Annotated in this window: 25 protein-coding genes; 16 read left to right on the top strand and 9 right to left on the bottom strand. The window is 63.7% G+C overall.

The genetic code is table 11. The features are described 5' to 3' along the window. Positions 1 to 21: 21 nt before the first annotated feature. Together BP869_RS09545 and BP869_RS09540 are read right to left on the bottom strand one after the other, a co-directional pair. A complete protein-coding gene (locus BP869_RS09545; RefSeq protein ID WP_342679067.1) occupies positions 22 to 1,188 on the bottom strand; it encodes a 4Fe-4S binding protein in 1,167 nt (388 codons plus the stop codon). Between the two features lie 16 nt (positions 1,189 to 1,204). Next, positions 1,205 to 1,477: a 4Fe-4S binding protein gene (locus BP869_RS09540; protein ID WP_342679065.1), complete on the bottom strand. Its 273-nt coding sequence runs from the start codon at positions 1,475 to 1,477 to the stop codon at positions 1,205 to 1,207. 345 nt (positions 1,478 to 1,822) lie between these two features. Between BP869_RS09540 and fhcD the strand changes: the two genes are divergently transcribed. The 10 genes from fhcD to BP869_RS09490 all read left to right on the top strand — a co-directional run bounded on the left by fhcD (position 1,823) and on the right by BP869_RS09490 (position 12,348). Then, complete coding sequence (fhcD, locus tag BP869_RS09535) at positions 1,823 to 2,707, top strand: formylmethanofuran--tetrahydromethanopterin N-formyltransferase (RefSeq protein ID WP_342679063.1); 885 nt, start codon at positions 1,823 to 1,825, stop codon at positions 2,705 to 2,707. Positions 2,708 to 3,872: 1,165 nt separating this feature from the next. Next, positions 3,873 to 4,838, top strand: a complete 966-nt coding sequence (locus BP869_RS09530; RefSeq protein ID WP_342679061.1) for a tRNA(Ile2) 2-agmatinylcytidine synthetase — start codon at positions 3,873 to 3,875, stop codon at positions 4,836 to 4,838. Then, entirely contained in the window at positions 4,810 to 5,718 is a 909-nt protein-coding gene (gene mmp11, locus BP869_RS09525; RefSeq protein ID WP_342679059.1) for a methanogenesis marker protein 11, read from the top strand. The genes BP869_RS09530 and mmp11 overlap by 29 nt, the downstream gene beginning before the upstream one ends. Beyond that, positions 5,706 to 6,671, top strand: a complete 966-nt coding sequence (locus BP869_RS09520; RefSeq protein WP_342679057.1) for a radical SAM protein — start codon at positions 5,706 to 5,708, stop codon at positions 6,669 to 6,671. Before mmp11 ends, BP869_RS09520 begins: the two co-directional genes overlap by 13 nt. Before the next feature lie 2 nt (positions 6,672 to 6,673). Further along, the gene (locus BP869_RS09515; protein ID WP_342679055.1) at positions 6,674 to 7,819 is read left to right on the top strand and encodes a thiamine pyrophosphate-dependent enzyme; all 1,146 of its coding nucleotides are present in this window, start codon (positions 6,674 to 6,676) and stop codon (positions 7,817 to 7,819) included. Beyond that, positions 7,800 to 8,927: a homocitrate synthase/isopropylmalate synthase family protein gene (locus BP869_RS09510; RefSeq protein WP_342679054.1), complete on the top strand. Its 1,128-nt coding sequence runs from the start codon at positions 7,800 to 7,802 to the stop codon at positions 8,925 to 8,927. Before BP869_RS09515 ends, BP869_RS09510 begins: the two co-directional genes overlap by 20 nt. Continuing rightward, positions 8,927 to 10,138, top strand: a complete 1,212-nt coding sequence (locus BP869_RS09505; protein WP_342679053.1) for a 3-isopropylmalate dehydratase/homoaconitate hydratase family large subunit — start codon at positions 8,927 to 8,929, stop codon at positions 10,136 to 10,138. Before BP869_RS09510 ends, BP869_RS09505 begins: the two co-directional genes overlap by 1 nt. Further along, entirely contained in the window at positions 10,135 to 10,608 is a 474-nt protein-coding gene (locus BP869_RS09500; protein ID WP_342679052.1) for a 3-isopropylmalate dehydratase, read from the top strand. Before BP869_RS09505 ends, BP869_RS09500 begins: the two co-directional genes overlap by 4 nt. After that, the gene (locus BP869_RS09495) at positions 10,605 to 11,423 is read left to right on the top strand and encodes a DUF7714 family protein (protein ID WP_342679050.1); all 819 of its coding nucleotides are present in this window, start codon (positions 10,605 to 10,607) and stop codon (positions 11,421 to 11,423) included. Before BP869_RS09500 ends, BP869_RS09495 begins: the two co-directional genes overlap by 4 nt. Next, entirely contained in the window at positions 11,398 to 12,348 is a 951-nt protein-coding gene (locus BP869_RS09490; protein WP_342679048.1) for an isocitrate/isopropylmalate dehydrogenase family protein, read from the top strand. Before BP869_RS09495 ends, BP869_RS09490 begins: the two co-directional genes overlap by 26 nt. 88 nt (positions 12,349 to 12,436) lie before the next feature. On the opposite strand, the gene BP869_RS09485 is transcribed toward BP869_RS09490, so the two are convergent. The 3 genes from BP869_RS09485 to BP869_RS09475 form a co-directional block, all read right to left on the bottom strand. Then, positions 12,437 to 13,480: a LamG domain-containing protein gene (locus BP869_RS09485; protein ID WP_342679046.1), complete on the bottom strand. Its 1,044-nt coding sequence runs from the start codon at positions 13,478 to 13,480 to the stop codon at positions 12,437 to 12,439. Positions 13,481 to 13,587: 107 nt separating this feature from the next. Further along, positions 13,588 to 14,919: an NAD(P)/FAD-dependent oxidoreductase gene (locus tag BP869_RS09480; RefSeq protein WP_342679044.1), complete on the bottom strand. Its 1,332-nt coding sequence runs from the start codon at positions 14,917 to 14,919 to the stop codon at positions 13,588 to 13,590. 5 nt (positions 14,920 to 14,924) lie between these two features. Next, a complete protein-coding gene (locus BP869_RS09475) occupies positions 14,925 to 15,839 on the bottom strand; it encodes a hypothetical protein (protein ID WP_342679042.1) in 915 nt (304 codons plus the stop codon). 73 nt (positions 15,840 to 15,912) lie between these two features. On the opposite strand from BP869_RS09475, the gene BP869_RS09470 reads away from it, so the two are divergent. After that, positions 15,913 to 16,659: a DUF128 domain-containing protein gene (locus tag BP869_RS09470; RefSeq protein WP_342679040.1), complete on the top strand. Its 747-nt coding sequence runs from the start codon at positions 15,913 to 15,915 to the stop codon at positions 16,657 to 16,659. Positions 16,660 to 16,673: 14 nt separating this feature from the next. Here BP869_RS09470 and BP869_RS09465 read toward each other — a convergent pair whose 3' ends face one another. Beyond that, positions 16,674 to 17,438, bottom strand: a complete 765-nt coding sequence (locus BP869_RS09465) for a TrmB family transcriptional regulator (RefSeq protein WP_342679038.1) — start codon at positions 17,436 to 17,438, stop codon at positions 16,674 to 16,676. Positions 17,439 to 17,504: 66 nt separating this feature from the next. On the opposite strand from BP869_RS09465, the gene BP869_RS09460 reads away from it, so the two are divergent. Both BP869_RS09460 and BP869_RS09455 read left to right on the top strand, forming a co-directional pair. Continuing rightward, positions 17,505 to 18,794, top strand: a complete 1,290-nt coding sequence (locus tag BP869_RS09460) for an S-layer protein (protein ID WP_342679036.1) — start codon at positions 17,505 to 17,507, stop codon at positions 18,792 to 18,794. Beyond that, positions 18,794 to 19,540, top strand: coding sequence for a glucose-6-phosphate isomerase family protein (locus BP869_RS09455; protein WP_342679140.1), 747 nt, complete (start codon positions 18,794 to 18,796; stop codon positions 19,538 to 19,540). The genes BP869_RS09460 and BP869_RS09455 overlap by 1 nt, the downstream gene beginning before the upstream one ends. On the opposite strand, the gene BP869_RS09450 is transcribed toward BP869_RS09455, so the two are convergent. The 3 genes from BP869_RS09450 to BP869_RS09440 are packed head-to-tail and all read right to left on the bottom strand — an operon-like array spanning position 19,485 to position 22,630. After that, positions 19,485 to 20,234: an NAD+ synthase gene (locus tag BP869_RS09450; protein WP_342679034.1), complete on the bottom strand. Its 750-nt coding sequence runs from the start codon at positions 20,232 to 20,234 to the stop codon at positions 19,485 to 19,487. The two genes, BP869_RS09455 and BP869_RS09450, sit on opposite strands and share 56 nt — an antisense overlap. A gap of 12 nt (positions 20,235 to 20,246) precedes the next feature. Beyond that, positions 20,247 to 21,926 carry a potassium channel family protein gene (locus BP869_RS09445; protein WP_342679032.1) on the bottom strand — a complete coding sequence of 560 codons (1,680 nt, stop codon included), beginning with the start codon at positions 21,924 to 21,926 and terminating at the stop codon, positions 20,247 to 20,249. Then, positions 21,923 to 22,630 (bottom strand): tRNA(Ile)-lysidine synthase, encoded by a 708-nt coding sequence (locus tag BP869_RS09440; RefSeq protein WP_342679030.1) that lies wholly within the window; start codon positions 22,628 to 22,630, stop codon positions 21,923 to 21,925. Before BP869_RS09440 ends, BP869_RS09445 begins: the two co-directional genes overlap by 4 nt. 53 nt (positions 22,631 to 22,683) lie before the next feature. Between BP869_RS09440 and BP869_RS09435 the strand changes: the two genes are divergently transcribed. Genes BP869_RS09435 through thiL form a run of 3 tightly spaced genes read left to right on the top strand, consistent with a single transcriptional unit; the run spans position 22,684 to position 26,364 of the window. Continuing rightward, complete coding sequence (locus tag BP869_RS09435) at positions 22,684 to 23,541, top strand: serine/threonine-protein kinase RIO2 (protein ID WP_342679028.1); 858 nt, start codon at positions 22,684 to 22,686, stop codon at positions 23,539 to 23,541. Further along, complete coding sequence (locus BP869_RS09430; RefSeq protein ID WP_342679026.1) at positions 23,538 to 25,505, top strand: DUF460 domain-containing protein; 1,968 nt, start codon at positions 23,538 to 23,540, stop codon at positions 25,503 to 25,505. Before BP869_RS09435 ends, BP869_RS09430 begins: the two co-directional genes overlap by 4 nt. Further along, positions 25,498 to 26,364, top strand: a complete 867-nt coding sequence (thiL, locus tag BP869_RS09425) for a thiamine-phosphate kinase (RefSeq protein ID WP_342679024.1) — start codon at positions 25,498 to 25,500, stop codon at positions 26,362 to 26,364. The genes BP869_RS09430 and thiL overlap by 8 nt, the downstream gene beginning before the upstream one ends. Positions 26,365 to 26,413: the final 49 nt, after the last annotated feature.

The following is a 26,413-nucleotide window of genomic DNA, read 5'->3' as shown; positions in this document are numbered from 1 at the left end:
TCCTTTTACCATGTCACTACCTCACGCGTTTTCAAGGGCCTTGAGCTCCACTTCTCCTGGCTTTACGTCCTCTTTAACCATGGAGGTCCGTGGGGTGAAGAGCTTTGCCTTGATCCTGTTGAAGAGGTCGGTTTCCTTGCCCTTCATCCGGATGCCTGTTCTCTTCAGAACGATGATGTCCTCGCCGGGGCAGGCGTTGACACATGCGCCGCAGAGGATACAGAGATCCTTGTTGACGGCGATGTTTGCCTCCTTCTGGCCCTTCATCTGGGCTGCAGGGGACGGGGACGGGAGATATATTGCATGAGCCGGGCAGATCTCGGCACAGGTCGAGCAGCCGCCGGGGCACTTCTCGGCGTGGAATTCGATATCGCCGGTGAAGATCTTCTCGACGGTGATTGCCTCGGTCGGACAGTTCGTTGCGCACCAGCGGCAGGTGCAGCAGTCGTCCTCGATGATGTTGACCTTGCCGGGGAGCTTCTTCGCCTCAACCTCACGGTTGACGGTGATTGCCTCTTCGGGGCAGGCGTCGACGCAGACCTTGCAGCCGTCGCAGAGTTTCTCGTCCCAGAGGACGTCGCCCTCGACCTTGCCGGTCTCGGCGGTGAAGTCCTTGCGCTTGACGTCGATGGCCGGGCAGAGTGATCCGCAGATGCCGCAGACCGTGCACTTCTCGGTGTCGACCTCGAACGTGGTCTTGGCGGTCAGTGCAGTCTGGCGTTCGCGGCCGTCCTCGACGGTGCCCTCGAATGCCGGGACGTCGCGGTCGATCGCGTCACGCGGGCAGACATCCTCGCAGGTTGTGCACCGCACGCACTTCTCGTCGTCGATCGTGGCGAGCATGTCGTACTCGGGGAAGCCCTCCTTCTCGATGATGGGAAGCCGCTCTTCGCCATTGATCTTCAGTGTCAGAGAGTTGAACGGGCACATAACGACGCAGACACCACAGTACGAGCACTTGACCTCGTCAATGTTCACCGGGCTTGCGTAGTCGATTGCGTTCTTTCTCTTGGTCGCTCCAACCATGCTGACGGTAATAGCGTCCTCGGGGCAGGACTCGGCACAGATACCGCAGCCTGTGCACCTCTGGCTGTCAAGGATCAGGTGGTTGACTGCCTGAAGGAGCCGCTGTTCATTGATGATGTTGACACCATCTCTCTTTTTGGAGAATTTTGGAAATATCGCCATGAATAACCCTCACTCCTTATGCCTGTGTCTGGGCACCGGGCCCGGACTGCATTGGTCCTACGACCAGTCGTATCACATTGTATGGGCATGCCTCGACGCAAACGCCGCATCCGGCACAGAGCTCGTGATCAACGTCAAGGACGGTTGCCTTGCCGTTCATCACCTTGTAGATCTTGTCAGTGGTGACAGGATCCACGGTGTTGAGCTCCAGTGCGTCTACGGGGCACGCGACCACACAATTGTTACAACCGGTACAACGTTCCATGTTTACGTGCACTGCAAATGCCATGGTTTCACGCACCAGCTATCTCGATTAAAATCGATTATGAAAGAGTTGTCAAATAATATAGATAAACTTTCTGAAAGAAGGCACCCGAAAAAATCCGTATCCTGCATCGGGCAATGCTAATATGTTAATTTGTAACCCTGATTAAACGTCTCCCTGTCGCACTGCCGCCAGATCACCGGCGCGTGGTGTTTCATTGGAAGGCGCGCTCCTTCCTGTCGACCCGTGACATTGGTGGCCGGGTGGGGGCGGAAGAATTAGAAATCTTCTTCTATTCCCCTGTTGCATTCTGTAACAGAGTAGAGAAGGCAGGAAATTGTCCTGCGACTCTGCATATGAGGTGCAAACATGGAGTTAAATGGTGTGACCATCGACGATACGTACGCAGAGGCGTTTCCGACCTGGGTTTCCCGGGTCATTATAACTGCAGTCACCGAGGACTACGCATACAAGGCCGCCGCCGAGGCGACCGGTTTTGCGACTTCGGCTATTGGCTGCCCCTGTGAGGCAGGCATCGAGGGCTTTGTCCCGGCCGAGGAGACTCCGGACGGAAGGCCGGGCTATGCGATCCTGATCTGTGCGGGCAAGAAGAAGCTGAAGGAGCAGGTCGTCGAGAGGCTTGCCGAGTGCGTCCTCACCGCCGCGACGACCGCGGTCTTCGACGGTCTGCCCGAGGCGGAGGAGCGTATCGCGGTGAAGCTCCACTTCTTCGGCGATGGTTACGAGTACCAGAAGGAGGTCGGCGGCAGGAAGTGCTGGGCGATCCCGATCATGAACGGCGAGTACGTCGGCGAGGAGGAGTTCGGCATTGTCAAGGGCGTTGCCGGCGGGAACTTCTTCGTGATGGGTGAGAACCAGATGGCTGCCCTCATGGGCGCCCAGGCGGCGGTCGACGCGATCGCCGGTGTCTTCGGTGTCATCACCTCCTTCCCTGGCGGCATCGTTGCCTCGGGCTCGAAGGTCGGCTCGAAGAAGTACAAGTTCATGGCGGCAAGCACCAATGAGAAGTACTGCCCGACTCTCAGGGAGAAGGTCGAGGACTCCATGGTGCCCGAGGGTGTCAAGGCGATCTACGAGATCGTCATCGACGGCCTTGACGAGGACTGCGTGAAGGAAGCGATGGCCGAGGGCATCAAGGCGGCGACCAAGGTGCCGGGCGTCGTCTTCATCAGCGCCGGCAACTTCGGCGGCAACCTCGGTCCCTTCAAGATCGAGCTGAAGGACCTTATCTAATTTTTTTTCGTTTCCTCCCCTGCGCTGGGCGATATCTTCCCGTGATGGGGTGATTTTGTCGCCGGGATAGGTGGGGCCGGTTCGCGTGGCCTGTATCGGGTGATCTGTTCCTCTTTCTGGTATCGGGAGCGGACAGCACCGCGCACGGTGTGCCTGTCTGGTGTCTGGTCGCTTTTCAACCGGTACCTGACGGCTTTTCTGCGGCATGTGATGTCTGTGATCCTGTCTGACGATCGGGTGAGGGCGCCAGAGGGTGCGAGAAACACGGACTGTGTAAAATTTTTCCGAAGTGCCTGTAGCGGGGGACTACCACCGAAAACCAAAGGTTTTCTCGAACTCGCTGACGCTCGTTTCCCCCGGCAGCAAAAACCGTAGGTTTTCGAGGACCGAACGAAGTGAGTTCAAGAAGACCGTTAGGTCTTCGCTGTAGTCTCCCGGTTTCAATTGTGGGAGAAGGCGGTGGATCCACATGTCCCCTCAGCGGATCAGCGACTCATCGACGGGTGCAGGAGGGTTTCTAAAGAGCCGAAACACGAAGTTTTCGGGGTTTTGCTCCCCCCTTGAGGGCATCAGGCACCTGAAAAATCGGCCATGTTGACATCTTCATACCGGGGTATCGTCATGGCCCGGTTCGGGACAATTTTCGGCCTCGCTCCCTCCCCTTTCCTGGTACGATGGGGGGCCGGGAGGGGTGGACATTACCTGCAATCATATCGGCGACCTGGGGGCGTTGAGTCTTGCTGGATTTCATCCTGTTTTGTGCACAGACCCCTGTATGCCGGGATTGCCTGATCTCCCCGATCTGACCCGCAAAGGACGGTGTAATTCCCTGATTAGACGCACATTTGGGCTTCTTTGACCCGGGCCATGTCCTGCGGGGTCGATAGCCCTTTTTTTAAACCGACTGTATCATCGCCGGGTCGGCCCTCCCGACCCCCCCTGTCCTTTCATCTATACGGTGAGGGGCGACCGTCTCCTCTCCTTAACCTGCTCGGGGAAGGGGATGTCCGGCTGGGCCTCCTGCAGGATGGCGTGAGTATCTCCTTCTCGAATCACACGATCGGATCACTCCCCTCTTCTCCTGCTTATTCTTGCCCCCGGAAGGGCGATCCATTTATCTCCGATGACGCCGAATATTTCGTCAACGAAATTTTCGGTGTATATCATGATCACGCTGACTCCCGCAGAAGTGAAAGGGCGCTTCGGACCGCTCTTTGCAGAGAAGTTCATTGTCATGGTGGACGAGCAGGCCGGCATGGCCGAGATCCTGGAGACCTGCCGCCACCGCGGCACCATCGAGTGGGACATGATGAACAGGCGGCGTGCCTGCGGCGCTCTCTCCTCCGCGGAGGTGCAGGGGTCCTCGATGACGATGCTTGCCCGCCTCGGGAAGTACGAGGCGAACTTCGGTGCGGCCGGCCAGGAAATCGGCGGCCAGGCCCTGGAGGGTGTCGAGGTGCAGGGCGACGAGGTTGTCACCTCCTGGGCAGGGATCGCCGGTGCCGGTGTCGGCGTCGCCGCCTGCCTCCCGCAGGCGCCCGGCGTGATCCGGGCCGAGTACCCGACAGACGAGGACCTCCACATCGGGGGGTCGCGGGTCTGCCGGGTGCGGATCGTCACCCCGAAGTACGAGAAACTGACCATCGGGATCGACGACACCGACACGAAGCAGGAGGGGGCCACCTGGGTGCTCGCCCTCAAGTGTGCCGAGGCGTGCAGGGTTCCGGGAGCTGAGTACCTTAATATGCGCCTCGTGCAGCTCAACCCGAAGGCCCCTGAAAAGACGACGAACTGCGTCGGTTCGGTGCTGAACTTCGCCGTGAGGCCGGGATCGGTCGAGCCCCTCCTCGCCTTCGTGAAGGAGTACATCGAGGGGCACGCGGTCTCCGGCGACACCGGGATCGCTTACTATCGCGGCCTCTGTCTCCCCGAGTCTGACTACGAGAAGAAGATCAAGATCGACCTCATTTCCCGGGAGGAGGTGGAGGCCGAGGCCGCCCGTCTCGGCGTCACTTTCATCGACTCCGCGGCGAGCAAGGGACGGATCGGTGCATTCGGTGCGGTGCTCTGGGGCAACCGCGGCGTGGAGGCAGCAGGTCTCTATGGAGAACAACCGGGCGGCCGTGTCTGAGGGGCTTACAGACCCCTATGTGGTGGCGTACCCCCTGATCGCGGCGGTCGCCGATGGTGAAGGCAGCCGGATAGAACTGGTGGAGTTCTTCGACTGCCTGGGCGGGGCCCACTGGGTCCGCCGCCACTATGCACAGAGTCCCATCGTCGTCTCCGCCCGGACAGTGGGGGCGACGACACGGTACGTCCTCAGGGCCGGATGTGTCCACCTGTCTCTTGAGGGCTCCCGCTTCCCCGCGGGGATCGCGGGTGCCGCGGTGGAGGGCGACGAGATCGCGGTCACCTATCTTGGCATGGGCGGCGGCGGCGTCGGGGCCTCGGCCTGCCGCGCCCGCGGCGGCGGGGTGATCCGGGCGTCATGCGACGAGTCCGGCGGCGGCAAACTGGCCGGGTCGACGATCTGGCTGCCGCGGCGCGAGCGGGTAGTCATCGGGGTCGACGACACCGACACTCCCGAGGAGGGGGCGACCTGGACCCTCGTCCACAACATTGCGAAGGCGGTCGCCGACGCGTCCTCGGTGTACCTCTCCCACACCATCGTCCAGCTCTACCCGGTCCCGGAGAGGACGAAGAACTGCGTCGCCTGTGCGGTGGAGTTCGCGTCGTCCGACCCCGACGGACTTATCGAGCGGTTTGCCGCCCTGCTCCGCCGCCACACGCTCTCCGACGAGACAGGGATGGCGGCATACGTCGGTTTCGACCCGTCGTTGCTCAGGCACTACGGCGAGACGGTGAAGAGGGGTAAGGTCGCATGGGCCGACCTCGAAGCCGTGCTCGGCGAGGTCAGGGTCGTGATGGACGGCCACGGCCTCATCGGTGCGGTGGCGGCGATCCCCTTCTATACGGACTACGGGGAGGCGACGTCCTTATGGACAGGCTGAGGCTGAAGGCCGCACTCCTTGCCGCGGGAAAGGTGAAGGTTGGGGGCGTCCCCCCCGGCACATACCTCTCCTCTTCCACCGCGGGGCCCGGTGCGGGCGGCGAGGGTTCTGTCTTTTTTTCTGTCGACGGCATGAGAGTCCGTCTTTCTGTGGACCCGCATGCCGATCTCGTCCTCATCCACGAGGGGAAGGGGAACGCGACCCTTCCCTTCCGCGGCGAGATGGTAAGGGGCGTCCTTGAGGTGCCGGGTTTCCACTGCCCTGGGCAGGCCTTCATCACCCTCACCACCTCCTGCATCTTCTCCTGCCTGTACTGTGCCGTCCCCGGCCGGGTCGGGCGGACGAAGAGTACGGAGGAGGTCGTGGCGATGGTCAGGTCTGTCATCGGGAGGATCGACGCGATCTCCTTGACGAGCGGCGTGGCCGGGAGTATCGAGGAGGAGGAGAGACGCACCCTCGACGCTGTGCGGGCCCTCGTCCCCTTCGGCCTGCCCGTCGGCGTCTCCATCTACCCGACGCGGGACTCCCCCCGTCTCCTGAAAGAGGCCGGGGCCGCGGAGGTGAAGTTCAACATCGAGGCGGCGACACCCGGCCTCTTTGCGGAGATGTGTCCGGGCCTTGAGTGGAACCTCGTCTGGGAAGTGCTTGAGGAGTCGGTGCGCCTCTTCGGGAAGAACCATGTCCAGAGCAACATCATCGTTGGCCTGGGCGAGAGCGACGAGGAGATGGCGGCTACCGTCAGGAGGCTCTGCTCGATCGGGGTGATCCCTGTCCTCAGGCCTCTCACTCCGTCGGCGGGCCTCGCGCACTTCACGCGCCCTTCAGCAGAGCGTCTGCTCAGGCTGCATGCGATCGCACGGGAGGAGATGGTTGCGGCCGGCCTCGACGCCAGAGAGGCGCGGACGATGTGTGCGGCGTGTATGGGCTGCGACCTCGTGCCCGGGAGGGACTGAAAATGGACGGGGAGGAGGTGCTGGCTCTCGCCCTTTCTGGTGCGGCTGACGCCCTGTACACGGTGCCCGGCTATCCGGTGACCGGGTGTGCGACGCGGACCGGTGCGGAGGTCTGCACGAACGAGAAGGTCGCCCTGGAGTACGCCCTCGGCGCCTCCCTCACCGGCAGGCGGGTCGCGGTGGTCGTGAAGCACGTCGGCATGAACCTCCTGGCCGACCCTCTGGTGCAGGCGACGGCCCAGGGGATCGTGGGAGGCGTCGTCGTCGTCGCGGGGGACGATCCCCTGGCACGCGCCTCGCAGGTTGGGGAGGACTCCCGCCACTTCGGCCCCCTGGCGATGGTGCCGATTGTCGAGGCCGACGGGCCCGACGCCTTCCCTGCCGCGGTGGAGGAGGCCTTCGCCCTCTCGGAGGCAATGGCGCGGGTTGCAGTCCTCCGCGTCATTCCCGAGATCCTCGACGCACCGGCAGCGGCCCGGCCCGCTCTCCGCGGTGCGAGGGGTGCGGGCACCCTCGCCGACCCCGCGCTGACGATGCGGGGCAGGTGGGAGCGGGCCCTCCAGGTAACGGCGGCGCATGCCAGCCATCGGGCCCCGGCCGGCGTTATGGTTACAATTCCGCAGGTCTCTCCCCCGCCCGGGGAGCCTGAACGCTTTGCCAACCGGGGGTTCTGCCGGACCTTCTGCCGGCACTGCCCGTACCGCCCGCTCGTCTCCCTCCTTGCTGAGCGGGGGATGCGGCCCGCGGTCGATGCCGGGTGTTCCCTCCTTGCGACAAACCCGCCGTACAGGATCGGCATTGCGAGTTACGGCCTCGGGTCCGCGGTGGCAGTTGGGGTAAGGAGCACAGGGATCGCCCTGATAGGGGACTATGGGCTCCTGCACTCCGGCATAAACGCACTTATCGACGTCTATGAGAAGGGTCTGCCCCTTCTCTGTATTGTCCTTGAGAACAGGCGCATGGGCATGGTCGGCGGTCAGGAGGTGGCCGGGGTGGCGAGGTACCTCGACTGGGCCGGGCCGACAGTCTGCCGCGCCGACAACCTGGCCGGACTGGCGCGGCTGATCGTGCCCGTCGACAGGCCGACGACGGTGGTCGTCACCGGGGCATGCCCCAAAGGAGAGAGTCATGAAAAGGTGGAATGTTGAGATATGCGACGTCACGCTCCGTGACGGTGAGCAGACGCCCGGTGTAACGTTTAACTGCGACGAGAAGAAGGAGATAGCGGGAATCCTCGACGCCACCGGTGTCGAGGTGATCGAGGCCGGTTTTCCGGCTGTCTCGGCGAACGAGAAGACAGCGGTCCGTGAGATCTGCGGGATGGGCCTCGACGCCCGGATCTGCGCACTCGCCCGCGCGAAACAGTACGACATCGATGCCTCCCTCGACTGCGGCGTGGACATGATCGGCGTCTTTGCGGCCACGTCAGACCTCCATATCAGGACGAAGTACGGCAGGACGCGCGAAGAGGTAATGACCGAGACCTGCGCGATGATCGAGTACGCCCATGACCACGGCGTCACCGTCAGGTTCGGCGCCGAAGACGCCTCCCGGACCTCTCTCCCCGACCTCATACAGGCGTACAGGCAGGTCACCGATGCCGGGGCCGACCTCGTCACCTTTGCCGACACTGTCGGGTGCATGACGCCCTCGGAGATCGGGGAGAGGGTGCGCGAGATCGCGGCCGCTATCGACACGCCAATCTGTATCCACTGCCACGACGACCTCGGGTGCGCCACCGCAAACACCATCACTGCCGCCGCGGAAGGCGCTTTCCAGCTCCACACCACGGTGAACGGCCTCGGCGAACGGGCCGGGAACGCCGCCCTCGAGGAGGTGCTCGTCGTCCTGGCCATGAAGGCCGGGATCACCAGGTACGACCTCTCGCCCCTCCAGAAACTCTCTGAGCGGGTCGAGAAGGCCTCGGGGATTGCGGTCGCGAAGAACAAGGCGGTCGTGGGCGCCCATGCCTTTGCGCATGAGAGCGGCATCCATATCGCCGCGATCCTCAGGGAACCGGAGACCTACGAGTACGTGCGCCCCTCTCTCGTCGGTGCGTCGAGGACGTTCATCCTCGGCAAACATACCGGGAAACACGCGATCGAGCATGTCGCCGCAACACTCGGCTACGACCTCGACGACGCCGGGGTCTCCTGGGTGCTCGCCGAGGTGAAGAGGCGGAGCGAGGCGAAGTGCACGGTGACGCCTGAAGTCCTCCAGGAGATCCTCTGTGCCGCGCGGAAGGGGGCGGTCTGATGGCCACCCTTGCCGAGGAGATCCTGGGGGCGCCGGCCGGGGAATACGTGGACCGCCGGGTGGACAGGGCCTATGCCCATGACGGCACCGGCGTCCTTGCACGGGAGGCCTGGCTCTCGATCGGAACCGGGGCCTTTCCCGACCCCGACCGCAGGTACCTCATCTTCGATCACATCGTCCCGGCAAACACCTCCCTGACCGCCGACCTCCAGAAGGAACTGCGGGTCTTTGCCCGGCAGCAGGGGATGCACCTCTCCGATGTCGGCGGCGGCGTCTGCCACCAGGTGATGGCCGAGGGTTATGCCCTGCCCGGCGAGGTGATCGTCGGGGCGGACTCGCACTCCTGCACCCTCGGGGCCTTCGGCGCCTTTGCGACAGGCGTCGGGGCGACAGACATGGCCGGCATCTGGGCGACGGGCGAGACCTGGTTCCGGGTGCCGGAGACGACCGGCGTCTTCCTGGAAGGTTCTCTGACAGGTGCGGCCGCGGCAAAGGACGTCGCCCTCGCCTATGTCGCCGCCCTCGGCATGGACGGTGCGACATACCGCGCCCTGGAGTTTGTCGGCGAGGGGGCGTCGGGGCTCTCGATGGCCGACCGCCTCACTCTCTCCAACATGGCGGTGGAGACAGGAGCGAAGGCCGGCATGTTCTATGCCGATGCGGTGACGCGGGAGTACCTCGCCGGTTTCGGCCATGTGGCGGAGGCGCAGACTCCAGCGGCCGGATACCCGGATGAGATCACCCTCGATCTCGGAAATATCGAGCCCCTCCTTGCCCTGCCGCCGCGGGTGGACACGGTCTGCCCGGTGGCCGAGAAGGAGGGTCTGGCCGTGGACCAGGTCTTCCTGGGCACCTGCACCTGCGGGCGGTACGAGGATCTGGAGGCCTTCGCCCGTATCGTGCGCGGGAAGAAGGTGGCGGTCAGGACCGTCGTCGTCCCGGCGTCGCGGGCCGTGTTTGCCCGTGCTGCCTCGACAGGTGTGCTCTCCACGCTCATCGAGGCCGGATGCGCCCTCGGGACGCCCGGATGCGGCCCCTGTCTCGGCGCCCATATGGGCGTGATCGGCGAGGGAGAGGTCTGCCTCTCGACCGCGAACCGGAATTTCAGGAACAGGATGGGCGTCGGCGGCGAGATCTACCTGGCGTCGCCCCTGACCGCGGCGGCGACCGCCCTTGCCGGCGAGATCCGGTCCCCGGAGGGATGCCTGTGAAGGGCGAAGGGCATGCCGTCTGCCTCGGCCGGGACATCGACACCGACCTGGTCATCGCGGGGCGGTACCTGCGGACCAAGGACAGGTCTGTCTGGGCGGCCCATGTCTTCGAGGACCTCGACCCCTCCCTTGCCGGGCGCCTTGCCGGTGCGGTGGTCGTCGCCGGCCCGAATTTCGGCTGCGGGTCGTCGCGGGAGCAGGCGGCGGTTGCCCTGAAGGAGGCCGGGGTCGTCGCCGTCGCCGCCCCGACCTTTGCCAGAATCTTCTTCAGGAACGCCGTCAATATAGGTCTCCTGGTGCTTGAGTGCGAGATCCCCTGCCATGAGGGCGAGGCGGTGCGCTTCGACCTCGAGGAGGGCTGGATAGAGGCCGGCGGGATCCGCCGCCCTCTCCATCCCCTCTCCCCGCGTATGCGTGAGATCCTCCGGTCAGGGGGTCTTGTCCCCTATCTCAGCGGAGGCCATGGATGATATTTCCTGAAGAGTGCAAATACGTGGGCCTTGCGAACACAAGGCCCCTCGGGGAGAAGGTCTATTTCCTCTCCCGCTGGCTGATCCGGGAGACCCCCGAAGGCTACGAGATCCTGTCGGTGAAACCTGCCGATGGGGAAGGGCTGATGCGTGACGTCACGGCGACATGGGTGCTCGCGAGGCCGGACGAGACCGTCCTGTATCCCGAACCGGTAAACTTCAATGACAGGTCGCGCCTGATCAGCCTTGCGGCGGCCTCGGGGTATCGGTGCACCATCTTCAGGAGCCCTGACGAGTCACGGACCTTCGTCCTCGACCCTGACCAGGGGTCGCTCCTGACCGTGCATGTCTACGACATCATTCCGCCGCGCCCCCACCTTGCGGCGATCCTGGAGGAACTCGAGGGTGTCGGTCTTTTCGGCGACCTCGGCGTCCGTTTTGAGTATCATATCAGGGACATCAGGGAGACGGCGGCAGAGGTATATCCCTGCCGTGCCGGCGGCTTTGACCGGACCCTCGATGCCGACCCACTTGCCGGGAAGGAGCATGTGGCCGGATGCCTCACAGCGCAGCAGTTCTGTGCGGAGAACTACGGGGACGAGGTGGAGATCGCGGAGATCTGCCCCCTGACGCAGGTGGCGGAGGAGCCTTTTATCGCCCGGTGCTGTCGGGGGGAGCGCGAGGGTGTCGGGGAGTGGAACGGAAAGTTCGGCGGCGTGGTCCACTGGGGCGCGGCGCCCCACACCATCGACGCGGTCCTCAGGAGTGCGGTGGCCGGGTGGCGGGAGCATGAAGGTAGCGGTCGTCCCCGGTGACGGGATTGGGCAGGAGGTGGTCCCGGTGGCCGAGGCGGTACTCCGTCGCCTCCATCCTGACTGGGACTACTACCCTGTCGAGGTCGGGTACGGCCGCTGGCAGAGGTGCGGTTCGGCCATCGGTCCCGAGGAGATGCGGGCCCTAGGGGAGGCCGATGCCATCCTCTTCGGTGCGGTGACCACGCCCCCCGACCCTGCCTACCGGAGTGTGCTCGTGCAGATGAGGAAGGATCTCGACCTGTATGCGAATGTGCGGCCGGTGAAGGGACCGGGTGTCGACCTCACGATCGTGCGGGAGAACACCGAGGGGCTGTACTCAGGGATCGAGTGGGAATTGCCGGGCTCGTACTGCACCCTGCGGGTTGTCACCGAGGAGGGGAGCCGACGGATTGCACGCTTCGCCGCCGGGCTTGCGAAAGGGAGGCGGTTCACCATCGGGACAAAGGCGAATGTCCTCAAGTCAGACACCCTCTTCCGCCGCTGTGCCGTCGAGGAGGCCGAGGCCGCGGGGGTGGCGTGGGAGGAGAAGTTCATCGACGCCCTCTGCCTGGACGTGCTGATGCACCCGGCCCGCTACGGCGTCATCGTGACGACGAACATCTTCGGGGACATCCTTTCCGACGCCGCGGGGGCGCTTGTCGGCGGCCTCGGCACCCTCCCTTCGGCGAACATCGGCGACGGCCACGCCCTCTTCGAACCTGTCCACGGTTCGGCACCCGACATCGCGGGGAAGGGCATTGCAAACCCGGTGGCGGCGATACGGAGCGCCGCGATGCTCCTCGCCCATGCAGGCGACCGGGAAGGGGCGGCCGCGGTGGATGCGACGGTGGACGCCGTCCTTGCCGCGGGCATCCGGACCCCTGACCTCGGCGGCACGGCCTCGACCGGGCGGTTCGGTGCAGCGGTGCTGGCGCGGCTGGGCTGAGAGAATAGATGCCGGGTGCGTGCGGCTGTAATATCTGGTCTCGAAAACTGCTCGGAAAAAGATGGCTGGAACCCCGGCCTTTCTATCTTCAGGCCGCAGGAAGTCCTCGGGAGTAGTGGGAGAGGATATCGGCCTCGCTCATCGCCCCCTCCCACGTCCGAAGCCCTCTGATCTCGCCGGCGAACTTCCGCTGGTGGGCACCTTTGAAGTCCACCCCCTCAGGCCCGCCGACCTGATAAAAGCCCGGTGAATCCCTGATGTCGCTCCCGTCGGGCTGAATGTTCCTGATGCCGCTTGCCTTCGCCCCGTTTACATAGATCTCGAGGGTGGGCGTGGTCTGGTTGTACACGCTCACGACATAATACCAGACGCCCTGCTCAGGACGTGTCGTCGACTGGACATAATGACCGATCCCGCCGGCGTTGTTCCGGGTCCGTATGGCAAATTCAAAATTTTTGTTGTTTTTGTCGTGCTGGAGATGATACCGGCGGTTTATATCACTGTTGCCGTTCACGACGATCGTCGCCCACTTCTCATCCTCCGAGAGCGGCGACGGGCTTTTTGTCCATTTCACCCATGCTTCCACAGTGAAGCCCTCGCCGAGGACCGGCGGTGTCTCTCCTGACCCGCTGATCCTCACCCCATGTTTTGCGATAAGAACATTGGACCTGGTGTCCACGAGGGCGACCTGCCAGAGTCCGGCGGCAAGGCCGTCAGAGGCGGGCGGGGCCTCTTTTCCGATCAGGTACTCCGTCCCGTTACGGGAGATGAAAAGATGGTCGCCCGGTTTCCAGTCGAGCGAGCCGTTTTCTGGGTATGCGCAGCCTGTAATCCCTCCGGGTGTGGTCAGGGCGATGCGGGCGGTGCCCCCTTCTCCAAAGCGCATCTCGTCCCCTCCTTCCAGAAAGAGGGCGATGGCCTCGGTGCCGGGCATTCCGGTCGTGGCGTTCAGGGATAAGGGGACGTCTTCTGCCGTGGTTGCGGCAAAGATGTGGGGCGTCAGGACGTCTGTATATCCGAGAAGGACGGACGCGGTGACCCCGACGAGAACAAGGACCAGTGCGATGATGAGGGTGATCGAGACGATCTCTGACAGGGCGTCATCGTCTTCAGGATATGTATCTGATATCATCGTTTTCCAATTATTTTCAAATATACTCAAATATTCATTTTTCGACCTTATCTCAGGTATTTTCGCCAACAGCGGTGCCCCATGCAAGACCCCTTGAAGGGGAGACCTTAGTTCCCCTTCCTCTTCTGCAGGAAGGCAGCGGCAGGCGGTATCAGGCCGTGGACGCCGTCCGCGAGGGGGTGGACCTCGATGAGGTCTTCGAAGTCGGAGATCGTCCGCCTGTGCCGGATCGCCGCGGCCATGTAGGTGGCGATGATGCCGGCGCCCGGCGAGGCCGCCCAGACGCCCCGTACCTCCCCGGTCTCCGGTTCGACCAGGATCTTCCCGAGGCCGGTGTCGCCCGCGGGCACGGACCAGAAGGAACCCGGCCCTGCCGGTGCCGGTACCGAGAGTTCGATCCCCCCGTCATCCTCCGCGAGGGCGAAGGCGAGGTCGTTTGCGAGGCTGATGCTCTGCGGGACGACCGCAGGGGCATAGCGCATGTCATGGCCCAGGATGTTCTCCGCCGCCACAATCCCCTGCAGGCGGGCGACAGGGGTAAGGTACGGCCCGCCGGTGACGTCGCCCGCGGCGTACACTCCCGGGACCGAGGTCTGCATCCTGTCGTCCGTGACGATCTCGCCCTTCTGGCCGGTGGCGACGCCGCTGACCATCGAGGCGTTCGGCACGAGGCCGGCGGCAAGGAGGACGGCATCTGCCTGGCACTCCCCCGGCGTCTCCCCGCCATATGCCGCACCGTCTGCATGTCCTGTCCCGGTGATACGGGTGAGGGGGGCGTTCTCCCTGATCTCGACTCCGGCCAGTTCCTTCAGGGCGAGTTTCCGCAGGCGCGGGTCAAGACCCTTGAGAAAATCGCTCCGTGCGAGGACCGTCACGCGGCTCCCCAGTTGCCGGAAGATGTAGGCGAACTCCGCGGCCGCGATCCCGCCGCCGACGATGACGAGGTCATGGGGAAGGTCGTGCATCCGCGGCAGGGTGTGGGCGGTGAAGACCCCGGCAAGGCCTGTCCCTTCGACCTCCGGGACGGCGGGCACAGACCCGGTGGCGACGATGACCGCCTCAGTCTCGACCTCCTCATCGTCGATGAAGACCTGCCGCCCGCAGAGCCGCGCCGTGCTCCCGTACCTGATCTCGACCCCCGCACCCCGAGTCTCATGGTCAAGGACGGCCCTGATCTTTGCCTGCACCTCCTCCATCCCGGCAAGGAGGGAGGGGAAATCGATCACCGGTTCGTCCTTGAAGATGCCCGCACCGGCGAACTGTCTGGCCCTCGCCACCGTCCGTGCGGCGTCGTTCAGGGCGCAGACAGCCATACACCCGTAGTTCAGGCACTGCCCTCCGATTGCGCCCTTCTCAACAAGGGTCACCTCCCGCCCGGTATGGCCGAGGCGGATGGCCGCAAACCGCCCTGCCGGTCCTCCACCGATGATCACGATCATGGTGCTCAGAATATCTCCACGCCCTCGTCCATGGGCGTGGTGAGGATCTCGCCGGTATAGGCATTAACCTCGACGATCCTGTTCTTCCCCTCGATCTCCCAGACCGGGACATAGACGAGGGTGATCTCGGTCGATATGTTCCTCCTGTCCGGTTTCAGCGTCTCTTCCTGGTAGAATACGGCGTCGCCCTCTTCCTTCCTGAACCTGACCTTCTGAGTCAGTTCGGCGATGAGATTTGTGACTGTCTGGTTTTCTGCCTCTTCTTTTGCGATCTTGGGCTGGAGCACTTCGCAGTCATCGGGCATGGCCGAGTCCACCGCATCGGAGAGGGTCATCTCCATCTTCGAACCATTGATGGCGTTCAGACCACCCCAGCGGTCGGCGTCGAAGGAGACCCTGCGGGAAAGGACGGTCTGGGAACCACTGCTCGTGCAGTGGTAACACCAATACGGGACGAAACGGCAGCGCACTTCTCCCCGTGTCCCCGAGATGATCGCGGCGTTCCGGTCGCTGACCTTGACCGGGAGGTGGAAGATCCCGCCGCCGCTCATGGCACGTTGCGCCGGGGAGGCCGGCGTGCTCCTGCCGAGAGAGAGAGTTCTCCCGAAGATCCGCGCAAGGGCTGCCTCTCCGGCATATCTGGCAATCTCGTCCTCCCCCCAGACGGTGCAGTTGTCGGCCCGTGCCGCGGGGCTGAAGGTCACCAGGATCTTCCGGCACTCCTCGATCTCTTCGCCCTGCCTGATACGGAACCTCCTTCCATCAAAGTGCCCGATCTCGTCGGCGTCGTCGGATATGAGGACGACATAACTTTCCCTGTCGCCGACGGCCGAGAGGTCGAAGGGTTCGTCGGCGCATTCGACGCCGTAACCGGCGGACTCCAGGATCGTTGCCACAATATCCTGCGTCCGTTCCCGCATTTCTCCTTCCATCTCCTAGAATGTGTCCCTGAACTATAGAACAATTTTTCTATTCTCATGGCGAGAGTATGGTGTGTATCCTCCCCTGAAGTTCATCAACCACCTGATCGAGGAAGAGGCCATGACAGTGACCTACGACCCTGCGGAGGACGAGGGCCTGGTCATCTACAACCTCTCGATGATCGGTGCCGGGGACTTCGAACCGGTCCTCGCCGTCATGAAAGAGGTGTTCCGGGCAGGGATCAGCCCGAGTGGCCTTGTCAGATTCTACCTGGCCGGTGAGCGTATCGGTGACTATACCATACCCGATGGGAGGGTCGGGATCTGCACGGTCTGCTCCACCACCATTGATGGCGTGATGATCCGGCGCGGCGCTCCCATCCACCCGATAGGTGGCGGCGTCGTGGAGATCGAAGGGGGCCTGCCCAGGCGCTTCACCGACATGATCCTGTACGACGCCACCACTATCGACCCCCTGGAGGTGCTCGTCTCTCAGGAGATCACCGACATCACCGGTGTAATCCGGCGTGGGCGGGGAAGCGTGCTCGCCAACCTGCGGGAGTGTCATATGGAGGCCGAATCCGTGGTCGCCGCGGTCATCGATGACCTGGAGCAGAGCATGATCGCCGGCGTCCTTGAGGTCTCGGCGCCGAACGCCCCGATCCTGGGATTCGGCTGTTCCCCCCAGTACTTCGGGATCTCCATCCTCGGCGGCACCAATGTGATGGCCGCGGTGAAGGAGGCCGGGTATGAGGTCGAGATCAACTCTTTAAGCGGCCTCATCGATGTCGGCGACCTCGCGCCGATCTACTCGCTCTGAAAAAAGATATATCCCTATTTTTTCTCACTGAAACCGTGGATGAGGTCCCAGTACCGGGAAAAAAAACGGACAAAACCTTCCGCCTCGGAGAAGAGGGCGGTTGGCGCCTCTCCCTGCGACCCCATCGCCACCATCACCTTTGTGCCGTCCGCGAAGAGCATCCCTGCACGGTCCCCCATCTTTCCTTTTTCATGCCATACAGGTGGCATTGCGGTCGTGACCGTGATGCCTTCGGGGACCTCTCCCTCCCAGCGATTGGCGATCACCTCGATCCGCACCTCTCCGGCCCTCTCCCCGAGTGCGTCCCTGAGATCCTTCAGGAGGGCCCAGCTCCCCATGATCCTGATCTCGCGCCCTGCCTGGTAGATGAGGTCGCGCAGGCGGCTGGTGATATTGGCCTCGCCGAGGATGTTCCAGATCAGTTCCTGGTCCCCTCCCTCGATACTGGTCCGGTCCTGCCAGAGTTCCCCGAGGACGTCCTTTGCATAGGCCGCCTTCTCCTCGATCTCGCGCATCAGGGTGTTGATGGCGTCTTCCGGCGGAGTGGCCGAGAAGCGTTTGGGCGTGGTGTGCGAGACCGTGACCATGTTCTTCTGGAGGAGGCGGTCGAGGACGGGATACACGGATGCGCGTGGCACCCCGGAGAGTTCGTGGATCTCGGTTGCAGTCGCCTTCGTCACCTGGAGGAGGGCGACATAAACGAGCGCTTCATATTTTGTGAGCCCGAGGGTCTTGAGCGCTTCGGCAACGCTCCGGGCATAGTCTGGTGGGGCGGGCATGACACCATATATTTATAGAGTACGCAGATAAATGTTGTTACAACAAAAACAACACGGTGCATATACATGGATATCCGGAAATTCTGTATTCTGGGTCTGGCCCTTGCGGCGCTCATCGCTCCCGCTCTTGCGGGAACAGAGTTCCTGTACGGCAGCCCTGACATGTCTGCGGCAATCTCGGGTACGAACGAGTTTGTCCCCGGCACCGAGGTGCCGGTCACGGTGATCATCTCGAACAGCGGTACAAACCCGGTCATGGTGGTCGATCCGAAGACTATCACCCCACAGGACCCGCCGAATCTCGCAAAGCTCGTGAATGCTGGACTTTCGGCAGGGGACGCACCCGTGGAGATCAGGTCTGACGCCCAGCAGATCGGGGACATACCGGGCGGCGTGAGCAAGCCGGTCACCTTCATGGTGAAGTTCAACAAGGACGCCCCGGCGGGCACCTATGACCTCCCCCTGACCCTGAAGTACCAGTATGTCGACTGGACTGAACAGGATGACCATGGCAGTTTCCTGCGGACAAATTACCTCAACAAGAAGGTGACCCTTCCCCTGAAGGTCACGGTCAAGTCCAATGTCAACCTTGAGGTGGACGAGGTCTCGACCGACCACATCAATGTCGGGACCGAGGGTTACCTCACCCTGAAACTCAGGAACGCGGGCTTTGAGCATGCACAGAAGGCTGTCGCGAAACTCGCTCGCGACGGTGCAAGCCCCCTGATCCCGACCGACGGGAGCGTCTATATCGGTGACTTCAACCCCGGCGACGTCGTCGAGTGCACCTTCAAGGTCTCGGCCTCCAACGACGCCGAGGCACAGACCTATCCCCTCGATGTGATGGTCCAGTACGAGAAGAGCAACGGTGAGAAGGAAACCTCGGACACTGAGATCGTCGGCGTGCCCGTCGGCGGAAAGATCGACTTCGCCATCGTCTCGTCTGCGGCGACCGTGCACCCCGGCCAGAAGGCGACGATCGACGTCACCTATAAGAATGTCGGCTCGGCGACCGCCTACAATGCCCAGGCACGGATCAGCGCCGTCGACCCCTTCACCTCCAATGACGACACCGCCTATCTCGGCGACCTCGAACCCAGCCAGACCGCTGTCGCCCACTACTCGGTGAGCGTGGACAAGGAGGCGACCGTAAAGCAGTACGGTCTCGACTCCGAGATCCGGTACCGCGACGCTCTGGACAACAGCCAGATCTCCGACACGATGAAGATGACCGTGTCCGTCGTGAAGCCTGATCCGCTGGCGGGAGCCCTCACGAACCCGATCGTTATCGCGGTCATCATCGCCGTCCTGATCGGGGCGGGGTATTATATATACAGACGGCGCACATCCGAGTGATGTATTCATGGGACGGACCGCTGCCAGAAGCCCATGTCAGGACTGTCGCCGACATGGCCGGTGTTCTGGCGGCCCCTGACGCCGCGGGTGAAGACCCCGGTCGCCCTCTCTATTTTATGTACCGGGACCTTGCAAAGACCCCGGACGACCATTCCTGGCTCGCCTCCCATGCCCTGAGGTACGACATGACGGTGATCCCGGCGGGTCATGTCGGCCCTGAGTTCGTCAAGACGAAAGGGCACTTCCACCCGGCAAACCCTGCCGGCACCGGCTATCCCGAGGTCTATGAGGTTCTTGCCGGCAAGGCGCACTTCCTCCTCCAGACGCGGGACGCCTCCGATGTCGTGCTCGTGGAGGCAGTGGCAGGGGACGTCGTGGTGATCCCCCCCGGATACGGCCATGTGACGATCAACCCCGGGGCTGAAGCGCTCGCCCTTGCCAATATCGTCTCGACCGCCTTTGAAAGCGACTATACGCAGTACGTGGCGATGCGGGGCGCCGCCTATTACGAGATGGCTGACGGGTCACTGGTGAGGAACCCGCGGTACAGCAAGGCGGCACTGGTGCGGCTGGTTGTGCCCGCGCCTGTCCCGGAGTTCTGTACTGCGCACGGGACGCCGCTCTCCTCCCTTGTCGGGCATGAGTCCTGCCTCAGGTACCTCAACAGTCCCGAGGAGTACGCCCCGGAGTTCACCGGGTGCCTGCGAGATTTGGCGGTGCGGACCGTTTGTGCTCGGACGCCCTGACCCTTTTTAAGACCAGTTCCTCGGTCCCGGTTTCGGGGTCTGTCCACCTTTTCTTTTCGAGCGCCTGCAGTGCCGCGTCGATTTCGGCGTAGGTAGCCCCGAGTTCCCCTTCGTCTGTCTGGCCCGGCCAGAGGCCTGCTGACGGCGCTTTTTCGACGATCTGCTGCGGCAGGTGCATTGCCCTCGCCACCGCGAAGACCTCGGTCTTGTACAGGTGGAGGATGGGCTGGATGTCCGCGGCGGCGTCGCCGTGTTTGGTGGAGTAGCCGAGGAGGTACTCTGTCCTGTTCGAGGTGCCGCAGACCATCAGGTTCTCCCTGTTGGCGACTGCATAGAGAATCGCCATCCTCGTCCTCGCCATCAGGTTGCCGGTGAGGTACGGCGTCGCGGTGAGGTCGGGGTACTGCCTGTAGGCCTCCATCACCGGTTCGATCGAGATCACCCGGTGCTCTATCCCGAGGAAACGGCAGAGTTCCGCGGCGTCCGCCAGGTCTTCGGCTCTCGTCACCGCACTCGGGAGGGCAATCCCGACGACGTGCTCGGGTCCGATTGCACGAGCGGCGAAGGCCGCCGCCACGGCCGAGTCCACGCCCCCGCTGACGCCGACGACGATTCCCTTTGCCCCGGCACTCCATACCGCGTGGCGGATCATCTGGTCCACCGCTTCCATGACGCATCCAATCTCTTTTTCCATGATTTTCACCTGTTATACCGTTCTGATAAACCGTCTGAGCGCCTGTGCGTCGCCGATGGCGATGACGACGTCTCCCTGGTTGATCACCTCGGCGTCGCCCGGGGCGACGACCGCCCTGCCCTCCCTCTCGATCCCAGCGACCCGCACGCCGCACCGGGCCTTCACCCTGCTGACAGAGGCCTGCGCCCGCTTCATCGCCCGGCGCATGACCACCTTCTGCCCGTCAGGGAGGTCGAGGAGGATCCTCACCGATTCCGAGAGGATGACGCCGGCGATCGCCTGACCCCCGATTGTCGGGAGGAGCGTGACAAAGTCGGCGCCTGCAAGATACAGTTTGTCGACCGAAGCCGGTTCATTTGCCCGTGCAAGGATCCTGATGCCGGGGTTGAGGTTTCTTGCCATCAGGGTGGTGAAGATGTTCGTGTCGTCGTTATTGAGGGCGACGATGCAGGTCGTCGCGTCCTCAATATGGGCTTTCTTCAGCACTTCTTCGTCTTCAGCCTTTCCGACGACGTCTGCGGCCGGGTCTTTTCTGTCGATGACGATTGTGGGGGTACCTGCGACGGCGAGTTCGCGGCCGGCCGCCTTCCCGACGTCCCCGAGGCCCGCGATGATGACAACCTCGCCGCTGTCTCCCTCCCCGGCAAAGACCTCTGCCGACGCCCGCCTGATGCCCTCGGCCGTGCCGAGGAGAACGAGCATCGTCGCGACGTCCAGCCTATCGCTTGCCGCCGGGATGGCGATGAAACGTCCGCCCTTCCAGAAGAAGAGTGCGGAAGCATTGTATTTTTCCAGGAGTGCCAGTTCGGCGAGGGTCCGCCCTGCGGCATGGGACCCGGCAGTGATCGGGATGCTGACCAGGGTGAGACCGGCCGTCCCCTCGCCCCCGTCCCCGGCAGATCCCAGGATCGTCTCCCCCGGCCTCCATGCGGCCGCGTGCCGCCCGAGGATCTTTCCTGCCGTGTTCTTCGGGGAGAGGATGTATTCGGCCCCGGCGTACCTGAGGTACCGGTCGTAGGTCGGGTTGTCGACGACGGCGATGATCCGCCCCCGCGTCATCCCCCTGATGCCGAGGATGATCGAGGCGGCGACCCCTTCACGTTCGCAGACGACGACGGTGTCGGCATCCTTGATGCAGGCGTTTCTCCAGGTGGCGGCCCGGGCGTAATCGCCCCTGACCACCCACGCCTCTTTCCCGAAGTGCTCCAGAAACTGCTTTGCCCGTTCCTTCTGCTCCTCGACGATGACGATGGGGAGGTCGGCGATGCTGAGACTCTCGATGAGTGACCAGATCATCTCCCCCGGGCCGACGATGATCACATGGCCCTTCAGGGGCGAGGGGAGGACGCCGGGCGGGTCGGCCCTGAGGTGTTCGGAGATCGCCGGTGCGAGGAGGAGAGGGATGAGCATGAAGATGAGGAAGACGCCGCTTGCGATCATCAGGATGGCAAGGAGGATCGTGTACCCGCTCTGGAAGGGCAGGAGGTCGCCGTAGCCAACGGTGGTGATAGTCTCCACGACAAAGAGGGCGGCCTCCTCCCACGAGAGGGCCCGCCCCTCCCAGAGGGGAAAGACATGCCGTACGATCACGGTGAAGACGATGAGGTAGGACGCAAGGAGGCTGAGGTAGAGGATGATCCGGGCCCGCGGCATGGCCGTGACCTGCTGCCACAGGGTGCCCGGCCTCCTCATCGCATCCCCCCGCTGTCCCGGCAAATCGCGGAGAGTTCGTCCCTGAGATTTTTGAGGGCGAACTTCGTTGCCGGGTGGCGGCCGGTATAGTCGTCAAGGAGGGCCCGTGCATCGGCCCCGAGGCCTTTGGAGGCCTGCGCTGGAGCCTCCACGGCGTGTTCCAGGGTGAGGCGTGCATAGAGGGCGACCTCCTCCGCGGGGATGGTCGAGAAGGGTGCGATCCGCGGGAGGGGAGACGGTTCTGTTTCCCTGGGCCCTGCCAGGCTGTCGGCGCCACCTTCGAGGGCGGTCACCAGCACGTCAAGGGCGATGTCGTCGAGGACTGTCTCGACGGCGATTTTCGTCGCCCCGAGGTCCTGTGCGACCGTTTCCGGGTCGCGCCCTCCTGTCACCTCATGGTAGGGGACGCCGAGGTTCCGGGCGATCTGCCTGGCGGTGTCGGCCCCATCGTCCGTGGCTAGGGCGAGGACCGAGATGTCGGGCCGCCCCCCGAAGGCCGTCACCAGGAAGCGGAGAAGAGCGGCCGAGGCCAGGTCCCCCCGGAGGAGGACGGCGATGACGTCGCCAGTGGCCAACCAGCGCTGCCGCCTGATCTCCCGTTTCGCCTTCGCCTCCACGTCGGCGATGAAGTGGTCGCGGCAGAGTCGGAGCCCTGAATAACGCTGGAAGATGACGGCGTCTCTCCTGCACTTTGAGCACTTCATTGCCCTGACCCAATCAACTTTTATCCCGCTACCTGATATAATCTGTAGTATTCATGCCAGTTTCTCCAGAGCGCGTCAGGGCGCTTCATAAATACGACCTTCGCGTCCTCTTATCCCTCGAGCGGCTCATGCAGCGATACGAGTGGGTGCCCCTGGACGCCCTGAAGGCTTCGACAAAGTTGTCTGACTCGGAACTTGAATATCGCCTCCAGCGTCTCATCGAGTGGGATATGGTGCGCTACGACGCCGTTCCCTATCCGGGCTATGCCCTGATCTTCGGGGGGTACGACACCATCGCCCTCCACACCCTCACGAAGAAAGGGGCGGTCACGGCACTCGGCAGCCTTATTGGCGTCGGGAAGGAGTCGGAGGTCTACGAGGGCCTCGGCCTCGGCCCTGTCGTCCTGAAGTTCCACCATGTGGGCCAGCAGTCCTTTCAGGCAGTGCGGAAAGAGCGGGGCTATATGCCGGATTCGGGACACTGCCCCTGGGTCTTCGCGTCCGCACGCTCGGCAGAGCAGGAGTTCACCGCCCTCCAGCAACTCTCTCCCGAGGTCTCGGTGCCGCTGCCGATCGAGCGCTCCCGCCATGTCGTCGTGATGTCGCAGATCCCCGGTGTGAACCTCAACCGGTGCACCCTTGAGGAGCCGCGGCCTGTCCTCGACAAGATCCTGGAGAATGTGAGGCGTGCCTATGCAAAGGGTTTCATCCACGGCGACCTCTCCGAGTACAATGTGATGGTCGATGACAGCGAGGTCTGGATCATCGACTGGCCTCAGTGGATCGGGACCGACCACCCGAATGCCGACGTCATCCTGCGGCGCGATATCGAGAACGTGCTCAGGTTTTTCAGGAGGAAGTACAGGATAGACTATCCCACCGAGGAGGCGGTGGGATTGGTGGTCAGGTGAAGGTCTTCGGGATCGACATTATCAGGGGGTCGGTGCGGTCCAGGACCCAGCGGCCGCTGTACGCTCTCGTCGTCCTGGAGGACGGGACGGTCGTCTCGACCTCGCAGGTGACGGCGTTCAGGCTCTCCAGGCTCGTCGCCGTGGAGGAGCCCGATATCCTCGCCACCGATTCGGTCCAGGAACTCGCTCCCGACCAGCACGCCCTCGTCGCCTTCATGCAGACTCTCCCGACCCGGACCCTGCTCGTGCAGGTGACAGGCGGCGAGCGGAAGGAGACCCTCCAGAAGGTGGCGGCTAGGTACAATATCGCGGTGGAGAAGACCGACCCCTTTGCCGAGGCCGGTGCGGCGGCGCGGATCGCCTATCTCGGCGGCGGCGCGGCGGTGATCGCCTTCGAGAACACGACCGGGATCGTCGTCTCCCGTCACCGCTCGCCGGGACGGGGCGGGTGGAGCCAGAACAGGTACGTGCGCAAGATGCACGGGGATGTGCGGGAGAAGGCCCGCGAGGTGGAGGGGCACCTCGTGGCCGCGGGTCTGCGGTACGAGAAGAGCGAACGCCTTGCCTTCGGAGGGTTCTCCCGCGTGGACTTCACGGTCTATGCGCCGCGGGGCGAGATCCCTATCAGGGCCTATACGGGCGCCGACGCGCAGGTGCGGGTCGAGGGGAAGAAACTCGACAGGATCCGGTATCGGCCCCTCATGAGAAAGAGACGGTACCTTATTGTCGGGATCGACCCGGGGACGACGACCGGCATCGGGGCGGTGGACCTCGACGGCGAGGTGGTGGACCTCTATTCCTCCCGCCAGATGGGGACGGCCGAGATTATCGAGCACCTCACCGGGGTGGGCAAGCCCCTGATCGTCGCCTCTGACGTCACGCCGATGCCCGATGCGGTGGAGAAGGTGCGGCGTGCCTTCAACGCGATCGCGTACGTGCCCCCGCAGGACAGGAGCGTCGAGGGCAAACTCGAACTGACGGCCGGGACAGGGTATGCAAACCCCCATGAGAGGGACGCCCTCTCCGCGGCCCTGGACGCCTACCGGTCGAACAAGAACAAGTTCCTGAATATCGTAAAGAGGGTGCCGCCAGGTTTCGACCTGGACGAGGTGCGGGCCGGTGTCCTGCGGGGCCGGTCGATCGAGGCGGTGCTCGCCGACCTCTCGGGACGCCCGCCCGTGCCCGAGAAGAAGCCGCCGGCCGAGGAGGTTCCTCCGGTGCCGGAGAAGGGCGAGCGTGAGGAGAGACTGCTCCAGCTTGAAAGGACGGCAAAGCGCCTGAAGGAGTTTGTGCAGGAACTGGAGGAAGGGCTCGCGGAGAAGGACCGGGAGATCGCACGTCTGAATAGGCAGATCCGGAGAGAACGATCTGATCGCGGCCGCGACCTCCAGAGGGACACGGAGATCACGAAGAGGGACGCGATCATAAAGAACCTCAAAAAACTTCTCCGGAAGGAGGAGAAGAGGAACAAGAGCCTGATGAAGCGGATCGAGCGGATGAAGCGGGTGGAGGAGCTCCAGATCGGCGAGGGGCAGGTGCCGGTGAAGGTGATCGCCTCTCTCACCCATGACGCGGTCGGCGGTCTCGCGGCAGATCTCGGGATCGACGAGGGTGACGTGATCTCGGTCGGGACGACCGGGGGATGGGGCCGGAGCGTGGTGCGGGAGGTCGCGGCCCTGCAGGTGGCGGCGGTCGTGGTCCCCGGCGCCTCGGTCGAGGAGCAGGACCAGCACCTCGTCGCCGCGGCCCTCGCGGCCTCCCTGCCCCTCGTGCCGGCCTCTGCGATCGGGCTTGTCGTCCAGGGGAAGATCGGGGTCGCGGACGAGGGGTGTTTTGCGGTGGCCCTGGAGACATGGAACACCCTTGTCGCGGAGAATGAAAAGAGGAAGAAGGCGGCGATGCTCAACCAGGTCTTCAAGGAGTACAGGACGGAGAGGGAGAAGGAGGTGCGGAAACATGGATGAACGCGGGTTGATCAGGGCCGTCTCCTCTCTCCTTCCCGAGGGTGCGACGGCAGACGACTGTGCGGTGCTCAGGCACGGTGGGGAGTGCCTTGTCCTCTCGACCGACATGCTCCACGAGACGACAGACTTCCCTGTCGGGATGACGGACGCGGAGATCGGGTGGATGGCGGCGGCGGTGACGATCTCCGACATCGCGGGGATGGGTGCGCGGCCTCTCGCCCTCCTCCTTGCCACCGGCCTCGACCGTCCGGAGCGCCTTGCCGGGATCACGGAGGGGGCGGCACGCTGCTGCCGCACCTATGGCGCCTCTCTCGTCGGCGGAGACACCGACGCCCACACCGAACTGACGCTCGTCTCCACCGGCCTCGGCACGGCGGAGAAGGTGGTAGGGCGGCGGGGTGCCGTGCCCGGCGACCTGGTCTGCGTCACGGGGTACCTCGGGGGGGCGCAAGCGGCGCTCTCCGGTTACGACGCCTACTGGGAGAGGTTGATCGCCCCGCAGCCCCGCGTCGCCGAGGGCATCGCCCTCAATGCCGCGGGGGCGACGGCGATGATGGACATCTCCGACGGCCTTGCGATGTCCCTCCACGACATGCTCGGGGTGAATGACTGCGGTTTCGCGGTGGAGACGGCCCGTCTCCCCCTCCCCGCGGGTATCTCTGAGGCCGAGGGGAGGGAGTTCGCGCTCTTTGGCGGCGGCGACTTCGAACTCCTCTTCACCATCCCGCCCGAAAAGTTCCCTGTGGCAGGGGTGGAGGCGACGGCCATCGGCCGGGTCGTGGCGGAGCATGGCGTCTTTGCCGACGGCACGCCCCTCCCGGCAGAGGGCTACATGCACAGGTGGGCGGAGGAGGGATAGGTGCGGCCTGTGACACCGGGCAGAATGTGGTTTTATTCTGCTCGTGCCC

Origin of the sequence: Methanofollis sp. UBA420, assembly GCF_002498315.1 — an archaeon.
Taxonomy (GTDB): Archaea; Halobacteriota; Methanomicrobia; order Methanomicrobiales; family Methanofollaceae; genus Methanofollis.
Note: the sequence above shows the minus strand (reverse complement) of the source record. Positions and strands in the feature narration are given on the sequence as shown.